This is a genomic window from Polaromonas sp. (assembly GCF_039930745.1).
Taxonomy (GTDB): Bacteria; Pseudomonadota; Gammaproteobacteria; order Burkholderiales; family Burkholderiaceae_C; genus Polaromonas.
Genome location: NZ_JBDTTH010000054.1, coordinates 1 through 21,299 on the forward strand (window position 1 = coordinate 1; position 21,299 = coordinate 21,299).

General features: G+C 61.9%; 19 protein-coding genes and 1 pseudogene. 7 read left to right on the forward strand and 13 right to left on the reverse strand.

Annotated features, from left to right (window positions below):
• The coding region (locus ABI660_RS15505) for a hypothetical protein (RefSeq protein WP_348069635.1) at positions 1 to 188 on the reverse strand (188 nt) is incomplete at its 3' end.
• 182 nt (positions 189 to 370) lie between these two features.
• Here ABI660_RS15505 and ABI660_RS15510 point away from each other — a divergent pair.
• Positions 371 to 1,330 (forward strand): tripartite tricarboxylate transporter substrate-binding protein, encoded by a 960-nt coding sequence (locus tag ABI660_RS15510; protein ID WP_348069637.1) that lies wholly within the window; start codon positions 371 to 373, stop codon positions 1,328 to 1,330.
• Here the strand turns inward: ABI660_RS15510 and ABI660_RS15515 are convergent.
• The 3 genes from ABI660_RS15515 to ABI660_RS15525 all read right to left on the reverse strand — a co-directional run bounded on the left by ABI660_RS15515 (position 1,309) and on the right by ABI660_RS15525 (position 3,080).
• Positions 1,309 to 2,442, reverse strand: coding sequence for an oxidoreductase (locus tag ABI660_RS15515; RefSeq protein WP_348069639.1), 1,134 nt, complete (start codon positions 2,440 to 2,442; stop codon positions 1,309 to 1,311). The two genes, ABI660_RS15510 and ABI660_RS15515, sit on opposite strands and share 22 nt — an antisense overlap.
• 76 nt (positions 2,443 to 2,518) lie before the next feature.
• Complete coding sequence (locus tag ABI660_RS15520) at positions 2,519 to 2,695, reverse strand: hypothetical protein (protein ID WP_348069641.1); 177 nt, start codon at positions 2,693 to 2,695, stop codon at positions 2,519 to 2,521.
• Positions 2,696 to 2,756: 61 nt separating this feature from the next.
• The gene (locus tag ABI660_RS15525; protein WP_348069643.1) at positions 2,757 to 3,080 is read right to left on the reverse strand and encodes a hypothetical protein; all 324 of its coding nucleotides are present in this window, start codon (positions 3,078 to 3,080) and stop codon (positions 2,757 to 2,759) included.
• Between the two features lie 300 nt (positions 3,081 to 3,380).
• Between ABI660_RS15525 and ABI660_RS15530 the strand changes: the two genes are divergently transcribed.
• Both ABI660_RS15530 and ABI660_RS15535 read left to right on the forward strand, forming a co-directional pair.
• Positions 3,381 to 3,638: a hypothetical protein gene (locus tag ABI660_RS15530; protein WP_348069645.1), complete on the forward strand. Its 258-nt coding sequence runs from the start codon at positions 3,381 to 3,383 to the stop codon at positions 3,636 to 3,638.
• A 58-nt stretch (positions 3,639 to 3,696) separates the two neighbouring features.
• On the forward strand, positions 3,697 to 5,874 hold the full coding sequence (locus ABI660_RS15535) for a catalase (protein ID WP_348069647.1): 2,178 nt from the start codon (positions 3,697 to 3,699) through the stop codon (positions 5,872 to 5,874).
• A gap of 3 nt (positions 5,875 to 5,877) precedes the next feature.
• On the opposite strand, the gene ABI660_RS15540 is transcribed toward ABI660_RS15535, so the two are convergent.
• Entirely contained in the window at positions 5,878 to 8,415 is a 2,538-nt protein-coding gene (locus ABI660_RS15540; RefSeq protein WP_348069649.1) for a penicillin acylase family protein, read from the reverse strand.
• A gap of 62 nt (positions 8,416 to 8,477) precedes the next feature.
• The gene (locus ABI660_RS15545; protein ID WP_348069651.1) at positions 8,478 to 9,905 is read right to left on the reverse strand and encodes an aldehyde dehydrogenase family protein; all 1,428 of its coding nucleotides are present in this window, start codon (positions 9,903 to 9,905) and stop codon (positions 8,478 to 8,480) included.
• A gap of 289 nt (positions 9,906 to 10,194) precedes the next feature.
• Between ABI660_RS15545 and ABI660_RS15550 the strand changes: the two genes are divergently transcribed.
• On the forward strand, positions 10,195 to 10,539 hold the full coding sequence (locus ABI660_RS15550) for a hypothetical protein (RefSeq protein WP_348069653.1): 345 nt from the start codon (positions 10,195 to 10,197) through the stop codon (positions 10,537 to 10,539).
• 25 nt (positions 10,540 to 10,564) lie between these two features.
• On the opposite strand, the gene ABI660_RS15555 is transcribed toward ABI660_RS15550, so the two are convergent.
• The gene (locus ABI660_RS15555) at positions 10,565 to 11,515 is read right to left on the reverse strand and encodes an LD-carboxypeptidase (protein ID WP_348069655.1); all 951 of its coding nucleotides are present in this window, start codon (positions 11,513 to 11,515) and stop codon (positions 10,565 to 10,567) included.
• Positions 11,516 to 11,653: 138 nt separating this feature from the next.
• Between ABI660_RS15555 and ABI660_RS15560 the strand changes: the two genes are divergently transcribed.
• Positions 11,654 to 11,935 carry a hypothetical protein gene (locus ABI660_RS15560; protein ID WP_348069657.1) on the forward strand — a complete coding sequence of 94 codons (282 nt, stop codon included), beginning with the start codon at positions 11,654 to 11,656 and terminating at the stop codon, positions 11,933 to 11,935.
• A gap of 33 nt (positions 11,936 to 11,968) precedes the next feature.
• Here ABI660_RS15560 and tadA read toward each other — a convergent pair whose 3' ends face one another.
• From tadA to ABI660_RS15580, 4 genes are all read right to left on the reverse strand, one after another.
• Positions 11,969 to 13,384 (reverse strand): tRNA adenosine(34) deaminase TadA, encoded by a 1,416-nt coding sequence (tadA, locus tag ABI660_RS15565; RefSeq protein WP_348069659.1) that lies wholly within the window; start codon positions 13,382 to 13,384, stop codon positions 11,969 to 11,971.
• A 25-nt stretch (positions 13,385 to 13,409) separates the two neighbouring features.
• Positions 13,410 to 13,649, reverse strand: coding sequence for a hypothetical protein (locus ABI660_RS15570; protein ID WP_348069661.1), 240 nt, complete (start codon positions 13,647 to 13,649; stop codon positions 13,410 to 13,412).
• Position 13,650: 1 nt separating this feature from the next.
• Complete coding sequence (locus ABI660_RS15575) at positions 13,651 to 14,310, reverse strand: FMN-binding negative transcriptional regulator (protein ID WP_348069663.1); 660 nt, start codon at positions 14,308 to 14,310, stop codon at positions 13,651 to 13,653.
• Positions 14,311 to 14,484: 174 nt separating this feature from the next.
• Positions 14,485 to 16,317 carry a glycoside hydrolase family 15 protein gene (locus ABI660_RS15580; protein WP_348069665.1) on the reverse strand — a complete coding sequence of 611 codons (1,833 nt, stop codon included), beginning with the start codon at positions 16,315 to 16,317 and terminating at the stop codon, positions 14,485 to 14,487.
• Between the two features lie 299 nt (positions 16,318 to 16,616).
• Here ABI660_RS15580 and ABI660_RS15585 point away from each other — a divergent pair, with 299 nt between their 5' ends.
• Both ABI660_RS15585 and ABI660_RS15590 read left to right on the forward strand, forming a co-directional pair.
• Positions 16,617 to 17,870, forward strand: a complete 1,254-nt coding sequence (locus tag ABI660_RS15585; protein ID WP_348069667.1) for a sodium:proton antiporter — start codon at positions 16,617 to 16,619, stop codon at positions 17,868 to 17,870.
• Positions 17,871 to 18,077: 207 nt separating this feature from the next.
• A pseudogene (locus tag ABI660_RS15590) lies at positions 18,078 to 19,015 on the forward strand (DUF72 domain-containing protein).
• 30 nt (positions 19,016 to 19,045) lie between these two features.
• Here the strand turns inward: ABI660_RS15590 and ABI660_RS15595 are convergent.
• Both ABI660_RS15595 and guaA read right to left on the reverse strand, forming a co-directional pair.
• The gene (locus ABI660_RS15595; protein WP_348069669.1) at positions 19,046 to 19,651 is read right to left on the reverse strand and encodes a 2'-5' RNA ligase family protein; all 606 of its coding nucleotides are present in this window, start codon (positions 19,649 to 19,651) and stop codon (positions 19,046 to 19,048) included.
• A complete protein-coding gene (gene guaA / locus ABI660_RS15600) occupies positions 19,642 to 21,255 on the reverse strand; it encodes a glutamine-hydrolyzing GMP synthase (protein ID WP_348069671.1) in 1,614 nt (537 codons plus the stop codon). The genes ABI660_RS15595 and guaA overlap by 10 nt, the downstream gene beginning before the upstream one ends.
• Positions 21,256 to 21,299: the final 44 nt, after the last annotated feature.

A 21,299-nucleotide genomic window follows, 5' to 3' on the forward strand; every position in this document is an offset into this window, starting at 1 on the left:
GGGTGGTCCACATAGGCGTCGCCGGTGACGATGATGATGTCGCAGCTGTCCCAGCCAAGCACGTCCATCTCGGCCCGGCTCATGGGCAGGAATTTCGACGTGCCGAAGCGGCTAGCCCAGTACTTGCGGTAGCTGGTGAGCGGTTTTGCGGCGCGCGCGAAAAAAGAGACGTCGATGGGGGCGTTCATGCGGACTTTGGGGGGAACCCTGTATTTTAGGCCTTTGTACCTGTTCAAGCCACCCGCGGGGCTATTTGGCGAAACCTGTCCGCGGCGAGCCTCCCCCGCGTTTTCACCTAGAGGATAGACAGCCGAGTGACAGCCTCGCCGCGCAGCATGAAAGCTCACCACCACCCAAAGAGGAGACAACCATGCGTCGCGACACCTTCCTGAAATCCATGGCCGCACTGGCCGCTGCAGGCGCCCTGCCCCTGACGGCACGTGCTGCCCCCACTGTGAAAATGATGATCCCGGCCAACCCCGGCGGCGGCTGGGACACGACTGGCCGGGCCCTGGGCAAAGCATTGCAGGACGGCAAGCTGGCCGACGCCGTGGTTTATGAGAACAAGGGCGGTGCCGCTGGCGCTCTGGGCCTGGCCCAGTTCATCAACAGCAGCAAGGGCGACCCGAACGCCCTCATGGTGATGGGCGCCGTGATGCTGGGCGGCCTCATCACCGGCCGGCCCCCTGTCAATCTGACCCAGGTGACCCCCATTGCCCGGCTTACCAGCGAATACAACGTGTTTGTGCTTCCGCCAAATTCACCCTTCACCAGCATGAAGGACGTTGTGGCGCAACTGAAAAAGGACCCTGGCAGCGTGAAATGGGGCGGCGGCTCACGAGGCTCCACCGAACACATCGCCGCCTGCATACTGGCGCGCAGCGTGGGGGTGGATCCGAAGAAGGTCAACTATGTCGCCTTCCGCGGCGGCGGCGAAGCCACGGCGGCCATTCTGGGCGGCAACGTGACGGTGGGCGGCAGCGGCTACAGCGAGTTTGCCGAATACATCAACACCGGCAAGATGCAGGCCATCGGTGTCACCTCACAAAAACGCCTGCCCGGCGTGGCTGTACCCACCATGAAGGAACAGGGCTTTGACGTGGTTATCGGCAACTGGCGCGGTGTCTACGGCGCGCCCGGCATCTCGCCCGAACAACGCGAAGCGCTGACCAACATGGTGGTGGAGGCCACCAGGACCAAGACCTGGACCGACGCCATGACAGCCAACAAATGGACGCCTTCATTGCTGAAAGGCCGCGAGTTCAGCGAATTCGTGGACTACGAATTCTCCGCCCTGCGCGCCATCATTTACCTGTCAGGTATGGGATAAAAGACGGCCGGCGCGACAACCGCCAGCAAGTGCGCCGCAGACAGAAACCGGCCCTCGCGGGCACTTTGCTCGCCCAGCACGAGTAAGCCCATGGCCTGGTGCACCTGTGCAGCGGTGACGGGTACAGCGGCACGGCCCTGCAGGTGGTCGCGTAGCTGCGCATAAAAAGTCAGGTAGTTGCCTGTCGTTTCTGGCGCAGGCAGGGGAAGGGCCTGCCCGTCCCGGTAAACAAGCACCTCGGCGGGAAGTGGGTCACGCCCCCAGTCACCAAGCGAATCCAGGCTGGGCCGGCGCCCGGTTTTGAGCGTGTCTTCCTGCGTGTCCAGGCCGTAGTTGATGAACGAGCCCTGCGTGCCATGCACCACAAACCGTGGCCCGCGTACAGGCACCAGCGCGCTGCCATGCAGGATGACGCGCAGGCCCGGGTGCGTGCTGCCGTAACGCAGCTGGGCATGGAACCAGTCATTGGTGCGGGCACCGTCGCGCTGCTGCGCCAGGTCCAACAGCAAATCGTCGGGGCAGCCAAACAACTGCAGGCACTGGTCGGCCAGGTGTGCCCCCAGGTCCAGCCACAGACCCGAGCCCGGCAAGGCCTGGTCACGCCAGCGGTCTGGCACCTCTGGGCGGTAGCGGTCAAAGTGCGACTCGAAATGAACAATGCGGCCCAGGACACCCTGCGCCAGCACCTGCTGCAGCGCCAAGAAATCGGCGTCCCAGCGGCGGTTCTGGAACACCGTCAACACCCGTTGCTGTGTGTGCGCCAACGCCAGCAACTCTTCGGTTTCCGCCAGCGTCACGGTGCAGGGCTTGTCAATCACCACGTGTTTGCGAGCCAGCAAGGCGGCTTTGGCAAGCGGATGGTGGGAGGTGTTGCTGGTGGCAATCACCACCACATCAATAGCCGGATCAGCGAACGCCGCACCGGGCTCGGCCACCACTCGCACCTGCGGCCAATCGGCCAGTACCTGCGCCGGCTTGCTGCTTGAAACACAGCTCAGCTGCAGACCGGGCACGCCGGCAATCAGCGGGGCATGAAAGGTTTTTCCGGCAAAGCCATAACCGATCAGGGCGACATGCAACGGGGCGTGGGAAGGGGCAGACTGAAGGCTCATGCGACCATCATCGCAAAAAAATCCAGCGGCGTGTCAGGCGAGTGTCAGGCGTGGTGGGGCGGCGACGCGGCCACCCTCAAGCGTGGACCGGTGTCACCTTGCCCGGCTCGCGCACCGGCAAGGCCGGTTCGCCGGGCGGCAGGTCAATCTCTTCGGGCGGAACTTCCGGTGAAGGCGGCATCACCGGTGGCGGCATCTCGGGCGGAATCTGGGTGCCCGTTTCGGGCGCGGTTGCAAAGGTCGGGGAATTCATGGAAAGTCTCCGTAGAAGGTACAAAGGACACAAGGCTGGCCTGCAGCCATGTCTGAAGAATTCAATGCCGGCGGCGACTGAACGCAGCCCGCAACAGGGCAGCCAACGCCCCACCGGCTGCAAGTGCCATCAGGGCCGACTGGGCGGGCTTTCGGGCGACATAGGCGGCCAGTTCTTCCTGATACCGCCGCAGACGCTGGCGCTGCGACAGAGCATCACCTGCCGGCGCGCCAGGATCGAACGCACCGGGCGCCAGCGCCTCGGCCGATGAAGCGGGGTTGCTCAGCACGGCTTCTTCTGCAGACTGCAACACATCGTCTCCCAAGTGCCGGTTGGCAACATCCGGCGATCTGGACTCTTCTTCGTGGAGGGAAGGTGTGGACATAAACAAAACTTTCTCAAAACTTTCGACTGGCAAACATCAGAAACTTTAAAAGCCTTGGCGTGGACCTCCTGCGGGATAGCCGGTTGTGGGTCTGTAGGAGGACGCGCCGGGGGCGCCGGAGCGACAGCGCAGTTCACCCCAAGCCAACCGTAAGACGGGTCTTACAGGGGCCAGCGGTTGCCCTTACAGCGGCTGGCGTCACCCGGCTACGCGCTTTCACAGGCATGTTTTGTAAGCTGTGAGCAGTTCACTGTTCGCTCCCCTGCTCCCGGCAGCGGTCTCTGTTTTTGAGGATTCAACATGACACATGCAGCCTCTTCCCCTACGGAGTCCCCGAACCGCCGGGTGTCCGCCAGGCCTCAGCATCGCCCGGAGTTCTGGGTGTGGCTGCTGGCCGCCGTTGTTGGCCTGACGGGCCTCCTTGCACTTGTGCCGGACGGCATGGCCGAAGCGCTGCAAACCGTGATCGGCTGGCTGATCATTGGCATCGTGGCTGCCCTTGGCGTGATGGCCATTGTTCGCGGGCTGGAACGCCTGCTGGACTGTGAGCGCGACTAGCGACTAGTCCTCCGCCCGGCCGCATGGCCTCTTTTTGCCCCGATTTCAAGGACCCCAGATGCCGCAACCCAAGCGCAGCGCGACCAGCACTTCACCGAAACTTTCTCCCGGCGCCACAGAAAAACAAAAGCAACTTCAGAACAGCACCACCGACCTGGCCGGCACGCTGACGACGAACCAGGGACTGCAGGTCGCCGACAACCATAACTCGTTAAAAGCGGGCGTTCGCGGGCCGACCCTGATGGAGGATTTCATCCTCCGCGAAAAAATCACCCACTTCGACCATGAGCGCATTCCCGAGCGAGCGGTGCATGCACGCGGCACCGCGGCGCATGGCGTCTTCAAGCTCTACAAACCGATGACGCAGTTCACCAGCGCCGGCTTTCTGCAGAACCCGGAGGTGGAAACACCGGTGTTTGTGCGTTTCTCCACCGTGGCCGGCTCACGCGGGTCAGCCGACACGGTGCGCGACGTGCGCGGGTTTGCGGTGAAGTTCTATACCGACGAAGGCAACTACGACCTGGTGGGCAACAACATCCCGGTCTTCTTCATTCAGGATGCCATCAAGTTTCCCGATCTGGTGCACGCGCTCAAGCCCGAACCGCACAACGAGATGCCGCAGGCAGCCAGCGCACACGACACCTTCTGGGACTTTGTCTCGCTGATGCCCGAGTCCACCCACATGTTGATGTGGGCGATGTCGGACCGGGCCATTCCCCGCAGCTACCGGATGATGGAAGGGTTCGGCGTGCACGCTTTCCGCTTCATCAATGCGCGGGGTGACTCGCATTTTGTGAAGTTTCACTGGAAGCCCAAACTCGGCGTCCACGGCCTGGCCTGGGACGAAGCCCAGAAAATCGCCGGCAAGGACGCGGACTTTCACCGCCGCGACCTCTGGGAAGCCATCGAGCACGGCGACTTTCCGGAGTGGGAGCTGGGTGTGCAGATCATCGAGGAAGGCAAGGAAAACAAGTTGGGCTTTGACATCCTCGACCCGACCAAGCTGATTCCCGAATCGGTGGTGCCGGTGCAGCTGATTGGAAAGATGGTGCTCAACCGCAACCCGGACAACTTCTTTGCGGAAACGGAGCAGGTGGCGTTCCATCCCGGGCACCTGGTGCCGGGCATTGACTTCAGCGACGACCCGCTGCTGCAGGGCCGCCTGTTTTCCTACACCGACACGCAGCTGTCGCGGCTGGGCGGTGCCAACTTTCACGAAATCCCGATCAACAAGGCGGTCTGCCCTTTCCACAACTTCCAGCGCGACGGCATGCACCGCCAAGGCATCAGCAAGGGGCGCGTGGCCTACGAGCCGAATACCCTCGGGACAGGGGCCGAGTTCCGCGTGGATGGCGGCGCGCAGGGTTTTCACACGCAGCCGCAGGCCCTCGAATCGCCAAAAATTCGCCGGCGCAGCCCTTCGTTCGACGACCATTTTTCGCAAGCCGCGCTGTTTTGGAACAGCCAGAGCCCGGCCGAAAAAGACCACATCGTGGCGGCCTTCCGGTTTGAGCTGTCCAAGGTCGAGGTAGCCGGCATTCGCCAGCGCATGGTGGACAACCTTGCCCATGTGGACGCCAAACTGGCCGCGCGGGTGGCTGCGCCGCTGGGCATCGCCGCACCTGATGCCAAGGCCGCCGCCGGGCGGCTCGGGTTCCGCGACCACAAAATTGTCCAGACCGTGGAAGACGATGCCGCGCTGAGCATGGCAGCCCGGCCGGGCGCCGACATCAAGACGCGCAAGGTTGCCGTCCTGGTCGCCGACGGTGTGGATCTGCTGAGCTTCAAGCGGCTGCAGCAGGAGCTGCTGGACGTGGGCGCACAGTGCAGGATCATCGCGCCGCAGCTGGGCCCGGTGACCACCTCATCGGGAAAACAGCTGGCAGCTGACCACACGTTTTCCAACATGCCTTCGGTGATGTTTGATGCCGTCCTGATTCCCGGCGGGGCCGACAGCGCTGCGGCACTGGCACAACTCGGCGACGCGGTTCATTTTGTGCTGGAGGCCTACAAACATTGCAAATCCCTGTGCGCGCTCAACGAGGGTGTTCAGTTACTGAGCACGCTGGGCTTTGCGCTCGAGGCCCAGGGCGGTGCGCTGATGCAGCCGACCCCGGGAGTGCTGATGGCCGACACACGCAAGGCCGAAGAGGGCCAGATTTCGCAAGCTTTCATTGCCGCCATCGCCAGCCACCGGCACTGGGACCGACTCAATGTGGATGCCGTCCCGGCCTGAAGATCAGGGCGCCAGGGTCAGTTGGTGCGTGAACGCCGCCGGCTTCATCTGCAGCGGTCGGTAGCCGCCGGCGGCCCAGGCCTGGCTCATGTTGCGGTACCGGCTTGAAAACACGAGGCCGCTCTGCCCTGTCTGGTAAATGAACTGCGAATTCTCCAGATTGGCCAGGTCGTACACCGCGCGCAGCGAGGCCGCATGCCGGTTGGCAAACGGAATTTTCGCGTCGTTCGGCCAGTACTGGCCGACATTGATAGTGAAGGAATCACCGCCGCTCGGCACTCGGACATCGAACACGCGAGCGAGCAGCGGCACGCTGCCAAACGGCCGGTGCACCGACAGCGCGTAGTGCGCGTCACCCCATTTCCATTGCGCGGGCACCTTGCCGTAGCTGGCCTGCAGGCGGTCCAGCGCGCGGTCCAGCGCGGCAGAAGACTGCGCGGCGCAGCCTGCGGCGCCACACCAGAAGACATCGTTTCTCTCGACGATCCCTTCGACGGCACTGCGGAAATGGCGTTTGCCATACATGGTCATAAGGCGTTCTTCGCCGAGCCGGCTGCCGATGACGCCGCGCGTGAGTTCGTCGACCCAGGCCGAGAAGATCAGCGGCGCTGCACCGCCAGCGGCCATGGTGCCGTCAAAGCCGGCCAGCACCGCCTGCGCCTCGCGCGCCAGCGCATGCTGCGACACCGTCTTTTGCAGGAAAGGCAGCAGTGTCAGTGTGGCCAGTGAGAGCTGGTCGCTCTGGATTTTCTGCATGGAGACCAGATCGTGCCGCGGTACGTCGGCGAGCAGCTTTTCGATGCGGTCAAAGCGGTGCGGCGCCAGCCAGTCCTGCCCCATGAAGTAGTCGAAGCTGGGCGGCACCACACTCTGGTTGCCATTGGCAAACCAGCCTTTTTTACCAATGGTCAGCGGGTCGGCTTGCGGTGTCTGCGCATAAGGCAGCCACCCAGCCCAGTCGTACCGGGCCTCCCAGCCCGGCGATGGCGCCACGCCGCGGATGTCGTTGTCGGGCTGACGCAAAGGCACTTTGCCCACCGCCTTGTAGGCCACCTTGCCGGCGACGTCGGCCATCACAACGTTCTGCATCGGCGAGTGATAGTCGGCATAAGCGGCCAGCAGGTCATCCACCGACTGCGCGCGGTTGGAATGTACGCCTGCCAGCACCGTGCGGTTGTCCGTTTCCAGCGCGCTCCAGCGCAGCGCCAGGACGTATTTGCCGGTGTCCAGCAGCTCGTCGTGCGTTTTTTGCGCATCGCTGAGAACCGGCCCGTGGCGGGTGAAGCGTACGGTGAGGCTGACATCGGGCTTGCCCTTGACGGCAATGGTTTCCTCGCGCGTCTTGAACTCGGCCCACTGCGGCGACTGGCCGGCAGGGGCCGGCAACCGGTATTGGCGGGGGTTGCCGGGGTTGATCTGTTCCAGGTACAGGTCCTGCACGTCGGGCCCGGTATTGGTAAAGCCCCAGGCGGCCTTGTCGGTACGGCCCAGCACGACGAAAGGCAGACCGGGCAAGGTGGCGCCAATGACATTCAAGGCTGCTCCGCCCATTCCGGCCGGCGCCTGCAGGTGCGCAAAGTACCAGATGGCGGGCGCCGACAGGCCCAGGTGGGGGTCGTTGGCCAGCAAGGGCTTGCCGCTTTGCGTGTGGCCGCCAGCCAGCACCCAGTTGTTGGAACCCTTGCCTTCGACGTTGCCGATGTTGGCTGACCAGTCGTTGATATTTTTGGCCAGCAGGCTGCGCATGTTTTGCGCATTTTCTGAGTCAAAAATAGCTCCAGCCCTTGGTACATCAGCGCCAGCAGCTCCCGTTTTAATAGCATCCGGGGTATTTTTGTAAATCCCCAGACCGGCATACAGCTTGGCGAAGTCGGTTTTGGAGGCCGGTGCCTCGCCCGGATAAGGCGTGAAAAGTTGCCACAGCTGCTCGGTCGTCAGCACCTTGGCCGCGGACAGGCGGGCAAACTCGTTGCCCCAGTTGCCGCCCAGGTCCAGCGCCATCATCAACGACCAGCCCATGCTGTCCTGCGGTGTCCAGGGCTGGCCTTTGCGCCCACCCGGCTTGACGCCCAGGATATGGAATTCCGGCGACAGCGCCTGGGTGCTGGTGGCATAAAAAGCGTTGACACCGTCGCTGTAGGCCTGCAGCACCACCTTGCCGTCGGCCGGCAGAGCCTGCCACTGGCGTTCGGCCGCCTCCATGATGCCCAGGGTACGCAACAGCTTGTCGGTGTCCAGCGTGGCTTCGCCCAGCACCTCGGACAACTCGCCATGCATGACGCGGCGGTTGAATTCAAGCTGCCAGCCGCGCTCTTGCGCGTGCACATAACCGAGCGCGAGCCAGGCATCGCGCGGGGACTGGGCCTGGATGTGGGTCACGTCGGCCGCGTCGCGCGACACGGTGACGGGGGCTGCCAGCGCAGGCAGCTTGAGCTCACCGTCCAGGGCGGGCAATGCCCGGCTGGCATAAACAGCCAGCGCCGCTGCCAGCAACACCCCCAGCGCCAGAAGCACCCAGAAAAACCGCTTGATCCAGACCATGACCACTCCTCTTCGTTGTGGTCGATAGCCTACCCGAATACGGTCCTCGGCTTGAGGAAGAATCAGGCCGCAGCCGGCTTGAGCTGCAGCGCCTTGAACTCCAGGAACTCTTCAAACCCGTACACACCGGCTTCGCGGCCGTTGCCCGACTGCTTGTAGCCGCCGAAGGGTGCGTTGGCGTTGAAAGGGCCACCGTTGATGTCAACCTGCCCGGTGCGAATGCGGCGCGCCACTTTCATCGCATGCTCGTCGTTGCCGCTCCAGACGCCACCGGCCAGGCCGTAAATGGTGCTGTTGGCAATGGCTACCGCCTCTTCCTCGTCCTGGTAGGGAATGACGACGAGCACCGGCCCGAAGATCTCCTCCTGCGCCAGCGTATCGGTGGACTTGATGCCCAGGATGGTGGGCTTCACAAAGTAGCCCTTCTCGAACGCGGGCGGCTCGGCACCGCCGGCAATCACGTCGGCGCCTTCCTTGATGCCGGTGCGGATGAACCCCAGCACGCGGTCGCGCTGGGTGGCGCTGACCAGCGGCCCGAGCCGGCTGGTTTCTTCCAGGCTGGGGCCGACGCTGAACTTGGCAATCGCGGCCTGGGCCAGCGCCTTGACTTCGTCATAACGGCTGGCCGGCACCAGCATGCGGGTGTGGGCCGAACAGGTCTGGCCGCTGTTGAGCATGCAGGCCGACACCGTGCCCTTGACTGCCGCTTCGAAGTCGGCGTCGTCCAGGATGACACTGGCCGACTTGCCGCCGAGTTCCAGCGCCACACGCTTGACCGACTGGCTGGCCAGCTGGCCCACCCGTTTGCCCGCGCCTGTGGAGCCGGTGAAGCTGACCATGTCCACTTCAGGGTGGGTTGCCAGAACCTCGCCCACCACCGGGCCCATGCCGTTGACCAGGTTGAAGACACCCGGCGGCAGGCCGGCTTCGTGGATGATTTCGGCCAGGATCATGGCGTTGACCGGGGCGATCTCGCTGGGCTTGAGCACCACGGTGCAGCCGGCGACCAGTGCCGGCGCGATTTTCAGGGTGATCTGGCTCAACGGAAAATTCCATGGCGTGATGCAGCCCACAACGCCGATAGGCTCACGCACCACCAGCGAGTTGCCCACGCGCTTTTCCCACTCAAAGCTGCGGGCGATCTTGGCGTAGTTGCCCCAGTGCCAGGTCGGGCCGCCGACCTGCACGATGCGCGACATTTTCAGCGGCATGCCCACTTCGCGGGCAATCGCCAGCGCCATCTCCTCAGCGCGCGCCTTCAGGCCGGCTGCGACCTTGTCGAGGTAAGCCGCACGTGTTTCAACGGGAAGGCTTGACCAACTGTTGAAGGCAGCGCGCGCCGCCAACACTGCCTGCTCGGCCTCTTTCGACGTTCCGGCCGGGACGGTGGCCATGACCTCTTCGGTGCTGGAGTCATGAACGGGCAAGGTCTCTGCGGATTGGGCCTTGACCCATTGACCGTTGATGTAGTGCGAGGCATAAGTGGACATAAGACTCTTTAAAAAATAAACTTGAAAAAAATTAGGCAAAAAATGTAAATAAATCACACAATAAATCGGTACACTTTTTCGCATGCCTTTACGAAAAGAACTAGGTAAAAAGTATTAAAAACATAATAAAATCAGAGAATCGACATGACATCTGGTTACTAACGCGTTGATTTCTTTGTTGTTTTGCGTTAACCAAGTCACACGATAGATCTTGCGCCGGATCCCGCTGAGCCTTAATCTACCAGACCACACGTTTTCCCGTTGCCCGTCTACTGAAAGCTTCAACTCTATGCGTTGGATTAAACCTCATCTAAAAAGCAGCTTGCTGGGTTTGCTCAATGGTGGGGAGGTGACGCCTTCCAGCCTGGAAAAACGGACCGAAGGCATACGGCAACTGATGCTCAACGAGCTCGGCGAGTTCGGTGAAAAGCATTACCCCAAAATCGCGCTGCGTATCCGCTACGCCCAAGATGCGCAAGGCTTGTGGTACGCCCGCGGCGACGTGATGGCCGTGATTTCGGCAATGCAGGGTGAAACCATCGCCCGTCAGAAGGTTAGCAGCATCACCAAGATGTTTGAAGGCCTGCTGCCCGGCAGCCTGGGCTCGCGCCGCAGCTCGCTGACCCTCAACTAGGGCCTGTTCGCCGGCCTCCGGCCTTTCAGTGCTTGTGACCCCAGAGTAAAAACGCGTCCCGGTCTTCGACCGCCAGCGTCACCTTAGCCCCTACGGGCAACAACACCTTGGTCGACACATGCCCAAACGGCAGGCCGGTCAGCACCGGCGCCTTGATCTGGCGCTGCAACCACGCCACCACCGTCGCCAGCTTGAAGCCCTTGTCGTGGGGCACCAGCTTGTAATTGGTGAACTGGCCCAGCACCACAGCCTTCTGCTGCGCGAGCACACCGGCATGCAGCAGCTGCGTCAACATGCGCTCCAGCCTGTAGGGATGTTCATGCACTTCCTCCACGAACAGGATGCCGCCCTTGACGGCTGGCAGGTAGGGCGTGCCGACCAGGGACGACAGCACCGCCAGGTTGCCGCCCCACAGAACAGCATTTTTTAGCTCAAATACGTCTTTAGCCCTTGCAGGCTCTGCGCTGCCAGCTACTGATTTGGTAGCAACTTTCGGCAAGCGCCAACCGGTGCCTTCGCCCTGCCCGGTGATCAGATCGTCAAAACAGGCTTCCATGATGTCGTCGGGCTCACCTTCTGTGCCAAAGTCCTCGCCCAGGGCCGGACCGGCCCAGCTTTCGGCTCCAGTTTTGGCCAGCAGCGCCATTTGGAGTGCGGTGAAGTCGCTCAGGCCGACGAATTTTGTGCCCTTGGCGACCGCTTTGGCGACCGCTTTGTAATTGATGCCCGGCAGGATGCGCGTCAGGCCGTAGCCGCCGCGCGAAATGAGTGCCACATCGGCACCGCTGGCAGCCGCCCGATGGATGGCGGCCAGCCGGGTCTCGTCATCGCCGGCGAAACGCTGGTGGCTGGCGAGCGTAGCTTCGTCGAGTTCCACCTCATGGCCGAGTGCCTGGAGGCGTTTCACGCCGCGCCGGAACGCCGCCTTGTCGCGCACTGCACTGCATGGCGAGTAGATATAGATATGTTTTTTCACCGGCCGAGTATCGCATTGCCTTCCTGCTGCGCCCCAAGCCGACTGCTACGGGGAGCGTCCTACAGAACGCGCGTTGGCTCTCCGACAGTCCGGGCGCGCACCGTTGCCTAGAGTGGGTTAACACCCAAGGAGGTTTGCATGAGCAGCAACACAAGCATTGGATCCGGCACCGCCAACGACGACAACGAAAACCCAGCGCCGGACCACCGGCCCAGCAAGACCATGGGCGCGGAATCCGGACCCGACCGCGCTTCGCCTTCCTCGCCGCCGGATACCGCGGCCAGTTCGGACCTGCTGACCTCTCCAGGGGAATTGCTTCGCGGCCCGTCGGTCACCGGCGTACCAGTAGACTCCCAAGCGCAGCCGGACGGCCCGAACGTTGGCCCCAGCCCCTGGGAGAAAGACGCAGCCGAGGGGTAAACCGGAAAGAAATGAACGGACGTTCGGTGGCTGTCAGCGAAAGTGGCTCATCGCCCGCTCAGCGATCTCCTCGCCGTGCTCCTGCACAAAATGCCCGGCCTGCGGGAGAAGCAGCGGTTCACCGCAAGCACGAATGAGCGTCTGCAGCCCGCGCATGACGGGCTCGCCCAGCACCGGATCCTGTTGGCCGACAGCCATGAAGGTCCGGCCTTGCCATTGCTCGCGCCAGAAATCCCGGGCTTGGCGCGACACCTCGGCGCCAGGTGAATCTTCAAACTCTGGCACCAGGGCGGGAAAGGCGCGCAGCGCCGCGCGATGGCCTCGGTCCGGGAAAGGCGCGTTGTAGGCGGCGCATTCCTCAGCACTCATTTGCGGGTTGCCACGCGCCAGCAGCCGCGCCACGTCAAATTCAGGATTTTTGGAGCACATCTCGCGCCAGGCCAAAAAGCCCGGCGGCAGAGGCATATCGCCGGTAGCCAGCGTGGTGTTCATCACCAGCAGGCCCTTGTATCGTTCGGGCGCGGCCATTGGCAAAGTCAGCCCGAGCAGCCCGCCCCAGTCCTGCACCACCAGCACGATGTTGTTCAGTTCGAGCCGCTCCACAAATTCCAGCAGGATCTGCCGATGGAGGATGAAGCTGTGAAAACTGTCTTTCTTGGGCTTGTCGCTTTTTCCGAATCCAACCAGGTCGGGCGCGACCACGCGGTGCCCTGCCGTGAGGAACACGGGAATCATCTTGCGGTACAGGTAGCTCCAGGCCGGGTTGCCGTGCAGGCAAAGCCAGGTCATCCCACCGCGTGGGCCCTCGTCCAGGTAATGCATGCGCAGGCCGGCCAGTGCGGGCAGATCGCTGATGTAATTCGGCGCCCAAGGGTAGTTCGGCACAGCGGCAAACGCGCTGTCAGGCGTGCGCAGCGCATCATCGCGCAGTGGATGCGCCGCCAGACTCTCCTGGCGCTGCCGGTCACGCCGGTCTTTGAAAAAGCCCTGCAGCACCGCGCCGCACTCCTCTGCCAGCACCCCGCCCTGCACCTGGGTCTGGTGATTGAGCCGGGAATTGGCAAACAGGTCAATCACTGAGCCGGCGGCACCGGTTTTGGGATCCGGCGCGCCGAACACCACCCGCTTGAGCCGGGCGTGCAGCATGGCGCCGGAACACATGGCACAGGGTTCGAGCGTGACGAACAGTTCACATTCGTCCAGCCGGTAGTTGCCCAGCGCATGGGCGGCCGCCCGCAGGGCTCGCATTTCTGCATGGGCTGTCGGGTCCAGCGTGTCAATCGGTGCATTGCGGCCGGTGGCAAGCACCTGCCCCTGCCGCACCAGCACGGCACCCACCGGAACCTCGCCGGCCTCGGCGGCCTGCCGCGCTTGTGCCAGCGCCAATTTCATGAAGTCGGCGTCACTCTTGATTGCTTCTTTATTGATAGCTGGTCCCCAAGGCTGCATAAGGGCTGGAGGCCGATTTGGTGCTTTATTTGTCTTCGGGCATGGGCCTGGCTTGCTGCAGGGTGCTTTCGAGCTGCTGGCGCACCTGCTGCTGCAACTGCTGGCTCTGCTGCTGCGGTGTCGCTCCCGCAGCGGGCGCCGGCAAGATGACGCCAGCATCTGCCGGGGCAACTTTCACGGGTGCCGGGGACAGCTGCTTTTTCACCAGCAAGCCGACGATCAGCACCACGATCAACAAGCTCAGGACTCCAAAAACGGCACGCATATCAGCTCTCCTTGTGTGCGGGCGCGGGGTTCATGCCCAACTCATCCATCCAGACGGCCAGCGCCTGTTCATCAGCCGTGCCGGCCGCATACATGGCCTTCATGGCAGCGTGTGCTTCAGGCCGGTGCTGGTTGAGTTTGAGCTTGCACTGCAGATCGGTCACCTGGAGCTCAAAGGCCACAATGCCGGCCAGCATCTTGTGGGCAAACTCCTCGCCCAAGCCGCGCCACTGCTCGGCATAAGGCGGCTCGTGGTCGCCGATCAGCTTTTTCAGCAAGGCATCCTTGCCCGCTGGATCCTCGATCAATGTGGCCTGCACGGTGCAGTGCACGGCCAGGTAGTTCCATGTCGGCACCCGTGCCAGGTCAGGATAGACCTTGGGCGAGAGATAGGCGTGAGGGCCCAGAAAGGTCACCACAGCCTGCGGCCTGGCCTGCAGGTAGCGCCAGTGCGGGTTGGGTTTTGCGCAATGGCCGAGCAGCACCCGGTCAGGCAGGCCTTCACCGAATGGTGCCGGTCGCAGTTCCAGATGCAGCGGCAGGTGCGAGACGAAGGGCAAGCCGGCGTCGTCGACCGAAATCAGGCTGGCCAGCGGATGCGAGCGCATCAAGCCATCAGCCAGCGCATCGTCCCTTGATTTGAATTGGGGTGGCTGGTACATGGCTCAATTGTGCCCGCCCGCGGTGTCTTTCGCTTTCAGGGCTGCCGCTGGCTATGCGTGGGGCTGGTACCCGAGGACAGACACATCATCCCAAGTTTGACCGTCGAAGAAAACCTGCAACTGGCGCAAATCGAGGAGCCCGAGTTGGATTTCAATTTCACTATCGCTTCTGATTCACTGGCCTGCTGGTGGCTCTGCGGCAGAGCCCGGACGCTCGCCCTTCTCGCTGGCGGTTTTTGCCTGTTTCTCCGGAATGGACAAAAGGCGCGCCGTGTTGACCAATGCCATGTGTGTCAGCGCCTGCGGGAAATTCCCGAGCATGTGCCGTTCTCGGGGGGCGTATTCCTCCGCAAACAACCCTAGGTCGCTGCCGAGCGCGAGCAATCGCTCGAACAGTGCTTCTCCCTCTTCACGGCGCCCAGTCAATATCAGGCTGTCGGCAAGCCAGAACGAACACGGCAGAAAAGTTCCTTCGCCCGCAGGCAGCGCGTCCACATCGGTTGCAGTGGAATAGCGTAACACCAGGCCATCGACGACGAGTTCACGCTCAATGGCATCGACAGTGCCGCGCACACGAGGATCGTCCGGCGGCAAAAACCCGACTTGGGGTATCAACAACAGGCTTGCATCCAGATGCGGCGAACCATATGACTGCACAAAAGTATTGCGCTGCGAGTCATAACCAGAGTCGCACACCTGCGCGTGGATAGCATCGCGCTTCTGTCGCCAGACCTCGACTGGACCGTCAAGCCCGTATCTCTCCGCATCCTTGACGGCCCGATCGAAAGCCACCCACGCCATGACTTTGGAGTGGGTGAAATGCCTGCGCGGCCCACGGACTTCCCAAATGCCTTCATCCGGATCCTGCCAGTGTGATTCGAGGAACTTGAGCAATTCAATCTGAATGTTCCAGGCCGCCGGCTCGGGTTCGAGCCCAGCGGCGCGCGCCAGATGCAGCGTATCCATGACCTCACCGTAAACGTCGAGCTGGAACTGCCTGGCGGCCGCATTGCCCACCCGGACAGGTTCAGCCCCTCCATACCCCGGCAACCAGTCAATTTCGTACTCATCGAGGCGCCTCTCTCCCGTCACACTATAGAGAATCTGGATATCCTTGGGAGACCCCGCCACGGCGCGCAACAACCATTCACGCCAAGCGGTTGCCTCTTCGTGATAGCCGGCAAGCAGCAATGCATTCAACGTAAACGTGGCATCGCGCAGCCAGCAGTAGCGATAGTCCCAATTACGTACACCGCCAGGTTGCTCCGGCAAAGAGGTGGTCGGCGCCGCGATGATTCCTCCGGTCGGCGTGTAGGTGAGTGCTTTCAGCGTAATCAGCGAACGCACGACCGGCTCGCGCCATCGACCGCGGTAAGTACAACGGTTTGACCATTGGCGCCACTTTTTTTCCGTTGTCCTCAGTTCCTTTTCAGGATCTATTCCCTGTTGAGGCGCTTCGTGCGAGGGACGGTAATTGAGCACAAAGGATGCACGTTCGCCTTCGCCGATAAAAAAATCGGCAACGGTTTTCATATTTTCGCCGCGTACATTCACGTCGGTATGCAATTCCACCGTGTCCGGTCCCGCCGTTGCGAATTGTGTGGCGCCGGCCCGTGTCACCCAGGGAACTATGGAACCATAGTCGAAACGAATGATGAGCTCCATGCGCATCGCCACCCGGCCCTTCAGTCCTTCGACAATACGCAGTACGTCCCACCGCCGGTTCGACAATGGCATGCAGTCAATGACGCGAACGCTGCCTTCCTCGGTATCGAATTCAGTTTCGAGAATAAGGGTACCGTCGCGGTATTTGCGCCGCGTACTGCCTGGTGTTTTTGAGGGTGCAATGAGCCAGCGTCCATGGCCCGGCTCCCCCAGAAGTGCCGCGAAACAAGCGCCCGAATCGAACCGCGGGAGGCACAGCCAGTCAATGGATCCGTCGCGGCCGACCAGCGCTGCCGTATGGCAATCGCCGATCAAGGCATAGTCTGCGATGGGAAGAGCCATGGACGTAAACAGATGGCCAGGTTCATTCAGCGACGCGACAAACGCAGCGCCCGTCGAGATGTCTGGCGGGTGTTGTTCGAAAATCCATGATATCAGGCCGACCTGGCGGATCCCTGCTGCCGCTTGCCGCTGTGCTCTGAATGGAGCAGACCGCCCGACCGCCAGCCCATACGTCCAGGCGCTATAGTCTCAGAACGCACGCTCGACTCCAGCATTTTTTTCGCCAGCATACGGAGCCGTTGTTGCAGTTGTGCTCGTCTCAGTGGATGCGTTCCATTTCACAACAAGGCTCACCTCAGATGCTGAATATTGCCGCCATCTGCCTGACGCTGACCGCGCTGCTGGCCTACCTGAACCACCGCTTTGTGCGGCTGCCCATGACGATCGGAGTCATGGTGATTGCGCTGATGCTGTCGCTTGCCATCGTTGCGCTGGATGCGCTGGGACTCGACCAGGGCTTGCGTCAATACGAGGAAGCATTCATTCGCTCGATCGATTTCTCCGACGTGCTGATGCGCGGCATGCTTTCACTGCTGCTTTTCGCCGGAGCGCTGCATGTTGACCTGAGTGCATTGAAATCATATCGGTGGCAAGTCGGCGGTCTGGCGCTTGTCGGAACGCTGGTCTCGACAATAGCCGTTGGGTTCGGAATGTGGCTAGCGCTGCCGCTGGTCGGCATGACGATGCCGCTGATTTACTGCCTTCTCTTCGGTGCGCTGATCTCACCGACCGATCCCATCGCCGTCATGGGTATCCTCAAAACGGCCGGCGCCCCGCGCAATCTGGAGCTGGTGATCGCCGGCGAATCGCTGTTCAATGACGGCGTGGGCGTCGTTCTTTTCTCAATTCTTCTTGGCGTGTCGGTCAACGGCGCCTGGCCTACGACCGGCGAGGCCATGGGTTTGCTGCTGCGGGAAGCGGGCGGCGGCATCGCATTCGGCCTCGTTCTCGGCTGGGTGACTTATCGGCTGCTGAAAAGCATCGACCAGTACCAGGTTGAGGTGTTGCTGACGCTGGCGGCGGTCATGGGGGGCTATACCCTGGCCAACTATCTGCATGTCTCGGGGCCGCTGGCGATGGTGGTCTGTGGACTGATGGTCGGCAACGCCGGCAGAGCGCTGGCGATGTCTGACGAAACGCGAAAATACGTTGACATGTTCTGGGAACTCCTGGATGAGATCCTGAATGCTGTGCTTTTCGTTCTGATCGGCCTGGAAGTGATGTTGATTGACTTCACGATGCCATTGCTGGCAGGCGGGGCAGTTGCGATTGTCGTCACGTTACTTGCCCGGGGGTTGACAGTAGGGCTTCCGGTCATGGCGCTCAGCGGGCATTTCCGCTTGCCCCGGGGATCTCCCAGCGTACTCACCTGGGGCGGGTTGCGCGGCGGGATATCCGTCGCCCTGGCGTTATCGCTGCCCCAAGCGGATGCCTCGTCGTCGGCACGCGCCAACGTTCTTGCCCTGACCTATTGCGTGGTGGTTTTCTCGGTTCTTGTGCAAGGCCTGACCATCGGGCGATTCGTGCGCCGGACGATGAGTCGCGGGGATTAAAGACGATTCAACGCAGGGCGTTTGGCCATAAAGCCGGGATCCGCCGCTTCAATCTCATCAGCATGAACCCGCTGAGGTAAATCACGGTATCGGACAAAAACCGGCTCCGCTCCAACCGCTCGGACACAGCTACAGCGCCATGCGGAGCTGACCTACACACGGCAGGGCCGGAACTGGGCAGCTGGTAGATCAACTGCCGCCCTACCCATGAGCTCGACCCTCGAACCAGCCGCTTCGCGCCTCATCCGTACAGGTATTTCAGGCTGGCGGTACGCTGGTTGGCGCGGCGTTTTTTATCCGCCAGGGCTGGTACAGGCGCGTGAGCTCGAATTCGCCTCGCGCGCAGTGCAGACCATCGAGATCAATGGCTCGCACTATGGCTGCAGACACCGGCGAGCTACCAACACTGGCATGACGCCACGCCTAAAACCTTCAGCTTCAGCGTCAAAAGCCCACGCTACATCACCCACATGCTCCGGCTGGAAGGCGAAGGCATAACGGTGGCTCTGGCAATTTTTTTTTGCGTCAGATCTTTTCAATCTGCGCGCCAAGCTGGGTCCCATCCTCCGGCAGTTTCCGCCCAGCATGCCTTTCAAGCCCGATGTCTTTGAAACCCTCCTGAAGCAACTGCCCAGAGACACCGAAGCAGCGGCAGCACTGGCAAAAAAAATGACGCGCACGTCAAGCGCCCCTGCCTGGCGCCCGGCCGCAAGCGCCACCTGCGGCATGCCGTTGAAATCCGCCACGCCAGCTTTTGCGATGAAGCGTTTTTGAAATTGCTGCGCAAATATCGCGCTGCACTGGTGGTGTCGGATTCCGTCATGGACTGGCCATATATGGAAGACCTGACCGCGGATTTTGTCTACCTGCGGCTGCATGGACCCGAAACGCTTTATGGTGGCCAATACAGCGATGCGGCGCTGGACCGCTGGGCTGAGCGTATTGAAACCTGGTCGGCTGGTGGCGAGCCAAGCGACGCACATAAACTCCTCGAGAAGGCGCCGCGACGACGTGCGGCGCGAGACGTGTTCTGCTACTTTGACAACGACAAAAAGGTGCGCGCGCCCTTTGATGCCCGGCATCTGATCGAACGACTGGCACCCGAGGCGGCCCTGGCGCTTGAGCCCTTGCCGCGTCAGCACTGATCTATTGATCCCTGTGGGGCAAGCCGAAGCTCAGGCCCGCAACGGCCAGCGCCCGAGGGACAGATGCACCGTTTGGCCAATCAGGCTGTGGACGAGGACAAACTCGCCGGCCGTCCAGGAAACAGCTGGCACCGCTTGTTCTGCAACGCTGCTGTCGTCATAAAGCAGAGTCACGTGAGGCGTGTATGCCGGCTTGGCCCAGCGCCCGAGCACGGTCTTTTTCAGCGCATCCCCGAGCGTCTGCTGGAACGCGATCAAGGAAGCGACGCCGTCACCGCCGCGCAAGACAAAGGGCCTGTTGCGCGGCGCTGTGGAGAAGCTGGCTGCGCGGTCAAATGTGACGTCGAATGGTGTAGCTGTAATGCTTGCGGCCGCTGCACAGGCCACATCGGCCAGATCTTGCGGCAACCCGGCGTAATCGCCCAAGTGATGCAGCGTGACATGGAAACGCTCCGTTTTCAGCGGCTTGCCCCTGATGCCATGTTCCTCCCGCAACTGCTGCGCCAACCCGGCAATCTTCGCTGCTGCCGCGGCATCCGGGAATATCGCGAAAAACAGCCGGTCCGTGGGTTGGGGAGCGGCGTCAAAACCGGGCAAGAGCGATTGCCCGGGCACCGAGGCTGATCTTATTCCCACTCAATCGTGGCCGGCGGCTTGCTGCTGACGTCGTAGGTGACGCGGTTGATGCCGCGCACTTCGTTGATGATGCGGCCCGAGACCTTTTTGAGCAACGCATAAGGCAATTCGGCCCAGTCGGCGGTCATGAAGTCGCTGGTCTGCACGGCGCGCAGAGCCACCACGTAGTCATAGGTGCGGCCGTCGCCCATGACACCTACACTTTTCACGGGCAGAAACACGGTGAAGGCCTGGCTGGTCAGGTCGTACCAGCTCTTGCCGGTCTCCGCGTCCTTGAAGTTGCGCAGCTCTTCAATGAAGATCGCGTCAGCGCGGCGAAGCAGGTCCGCATATTCCTTTTTGACTTCGCCGAGGATGCGCACACCGAGGCCGGGGCCCGGAAACGGGTGGCGGTAGACCATGTCGTGCGGCAGGCCGAGCGCCACGCCGAGTTCGCGGACTTCGTCCTTGAACAGTTCGCGCAAGGGCTCCAGCAGTTTCAGGCCCAGTTGCTCGGGCAGGCCGCCCACATTGTGGTGGCTCTTGATAGTGACGGCTTTTTTGCTTTTGGCACCGCCAGACTCGATCACGTCGGGGTAAATCGTGCCCTGCGCAAGCCATGCCACATGGCGTGACTGGTCGTCCTTGAGCTTGCCGGCCTCAGACTTGAAGACTTCAACAAACTCGCGGCCGATGATCTTGCGTTTGGCTTCGGGTTCACTGACGCCTTTGAGGTGACCGAGAAACTGGTCTGCGGCGTCGACGCGAATGACCTTGGCGTGCAGCTTGCCGACAAACATGTCCATGACCATGTCGCCTTCATTCAGGCGCAGCAGGCCATGGTCCACAAACACACAGGTCAGCTGGTCGCCGATCGCACGGTGAATCAGGGCTGCGGCGACCGATGAATCCACGCCGCCGGACAGGCCGAGGATGACTTCTTCCTTGCCCACCTGCTGGCGGATTTTCTCAACCGCTTCGCTGATGTAGTCGCCCATGACCCAATCGGGCCGGGTGCCGCAGATGTCCAGCACAAAACGCTCGATGATGGCCTTGCCCTGGGTGGTGTGCGTGACTTCCGGGTGAAACTGCACCGCGTAATACTTGCGCTCTTCGTCGGCCATGCCCGCAATCGGGCAGGAGTCGGTGGAAGCCATGAGCTTGAAACCGGGCGGCATCTCGGTCACGTTGTCGCCGTGGCTCATCCAGACATGCAGCATGCCGTGGCCTTCAGGTGTCGTGTAGTCCTGGATACCGTCGAACAACTTGGTATGGCCGCGGGCGCGGACTTCGGCATAACCGAACTCACGCTTGTGGCCGCCTTCGACCTTGCCGCCCAGGGCATGGGCGATCGCATACATGCCGAAACAGATGCCCAGCACCGGCAAGCCCAGCTCGAACACCGCATCGGGCGCACGCAAGGTTTCGTCTTCCCACAGGCTGGCATGGCTGCCAGAGAGGATGATGCCCTTGAGATTGCCGTCTTTCGCATACTCGCGCACCCAGTCGCTGCTCACATCGCAGGGATGAACCTCGCAGAACACATGGGCTTCACGGATACGCCGCGCAATCAGTTGGGTGACCTGGGAACCGAAATCGAGGATGAGGATTTTTTGGTGCTGCATGAGAGGTGTTTCAGGCAAAAATGAAAAAGGCGTCTCTTCCAGAC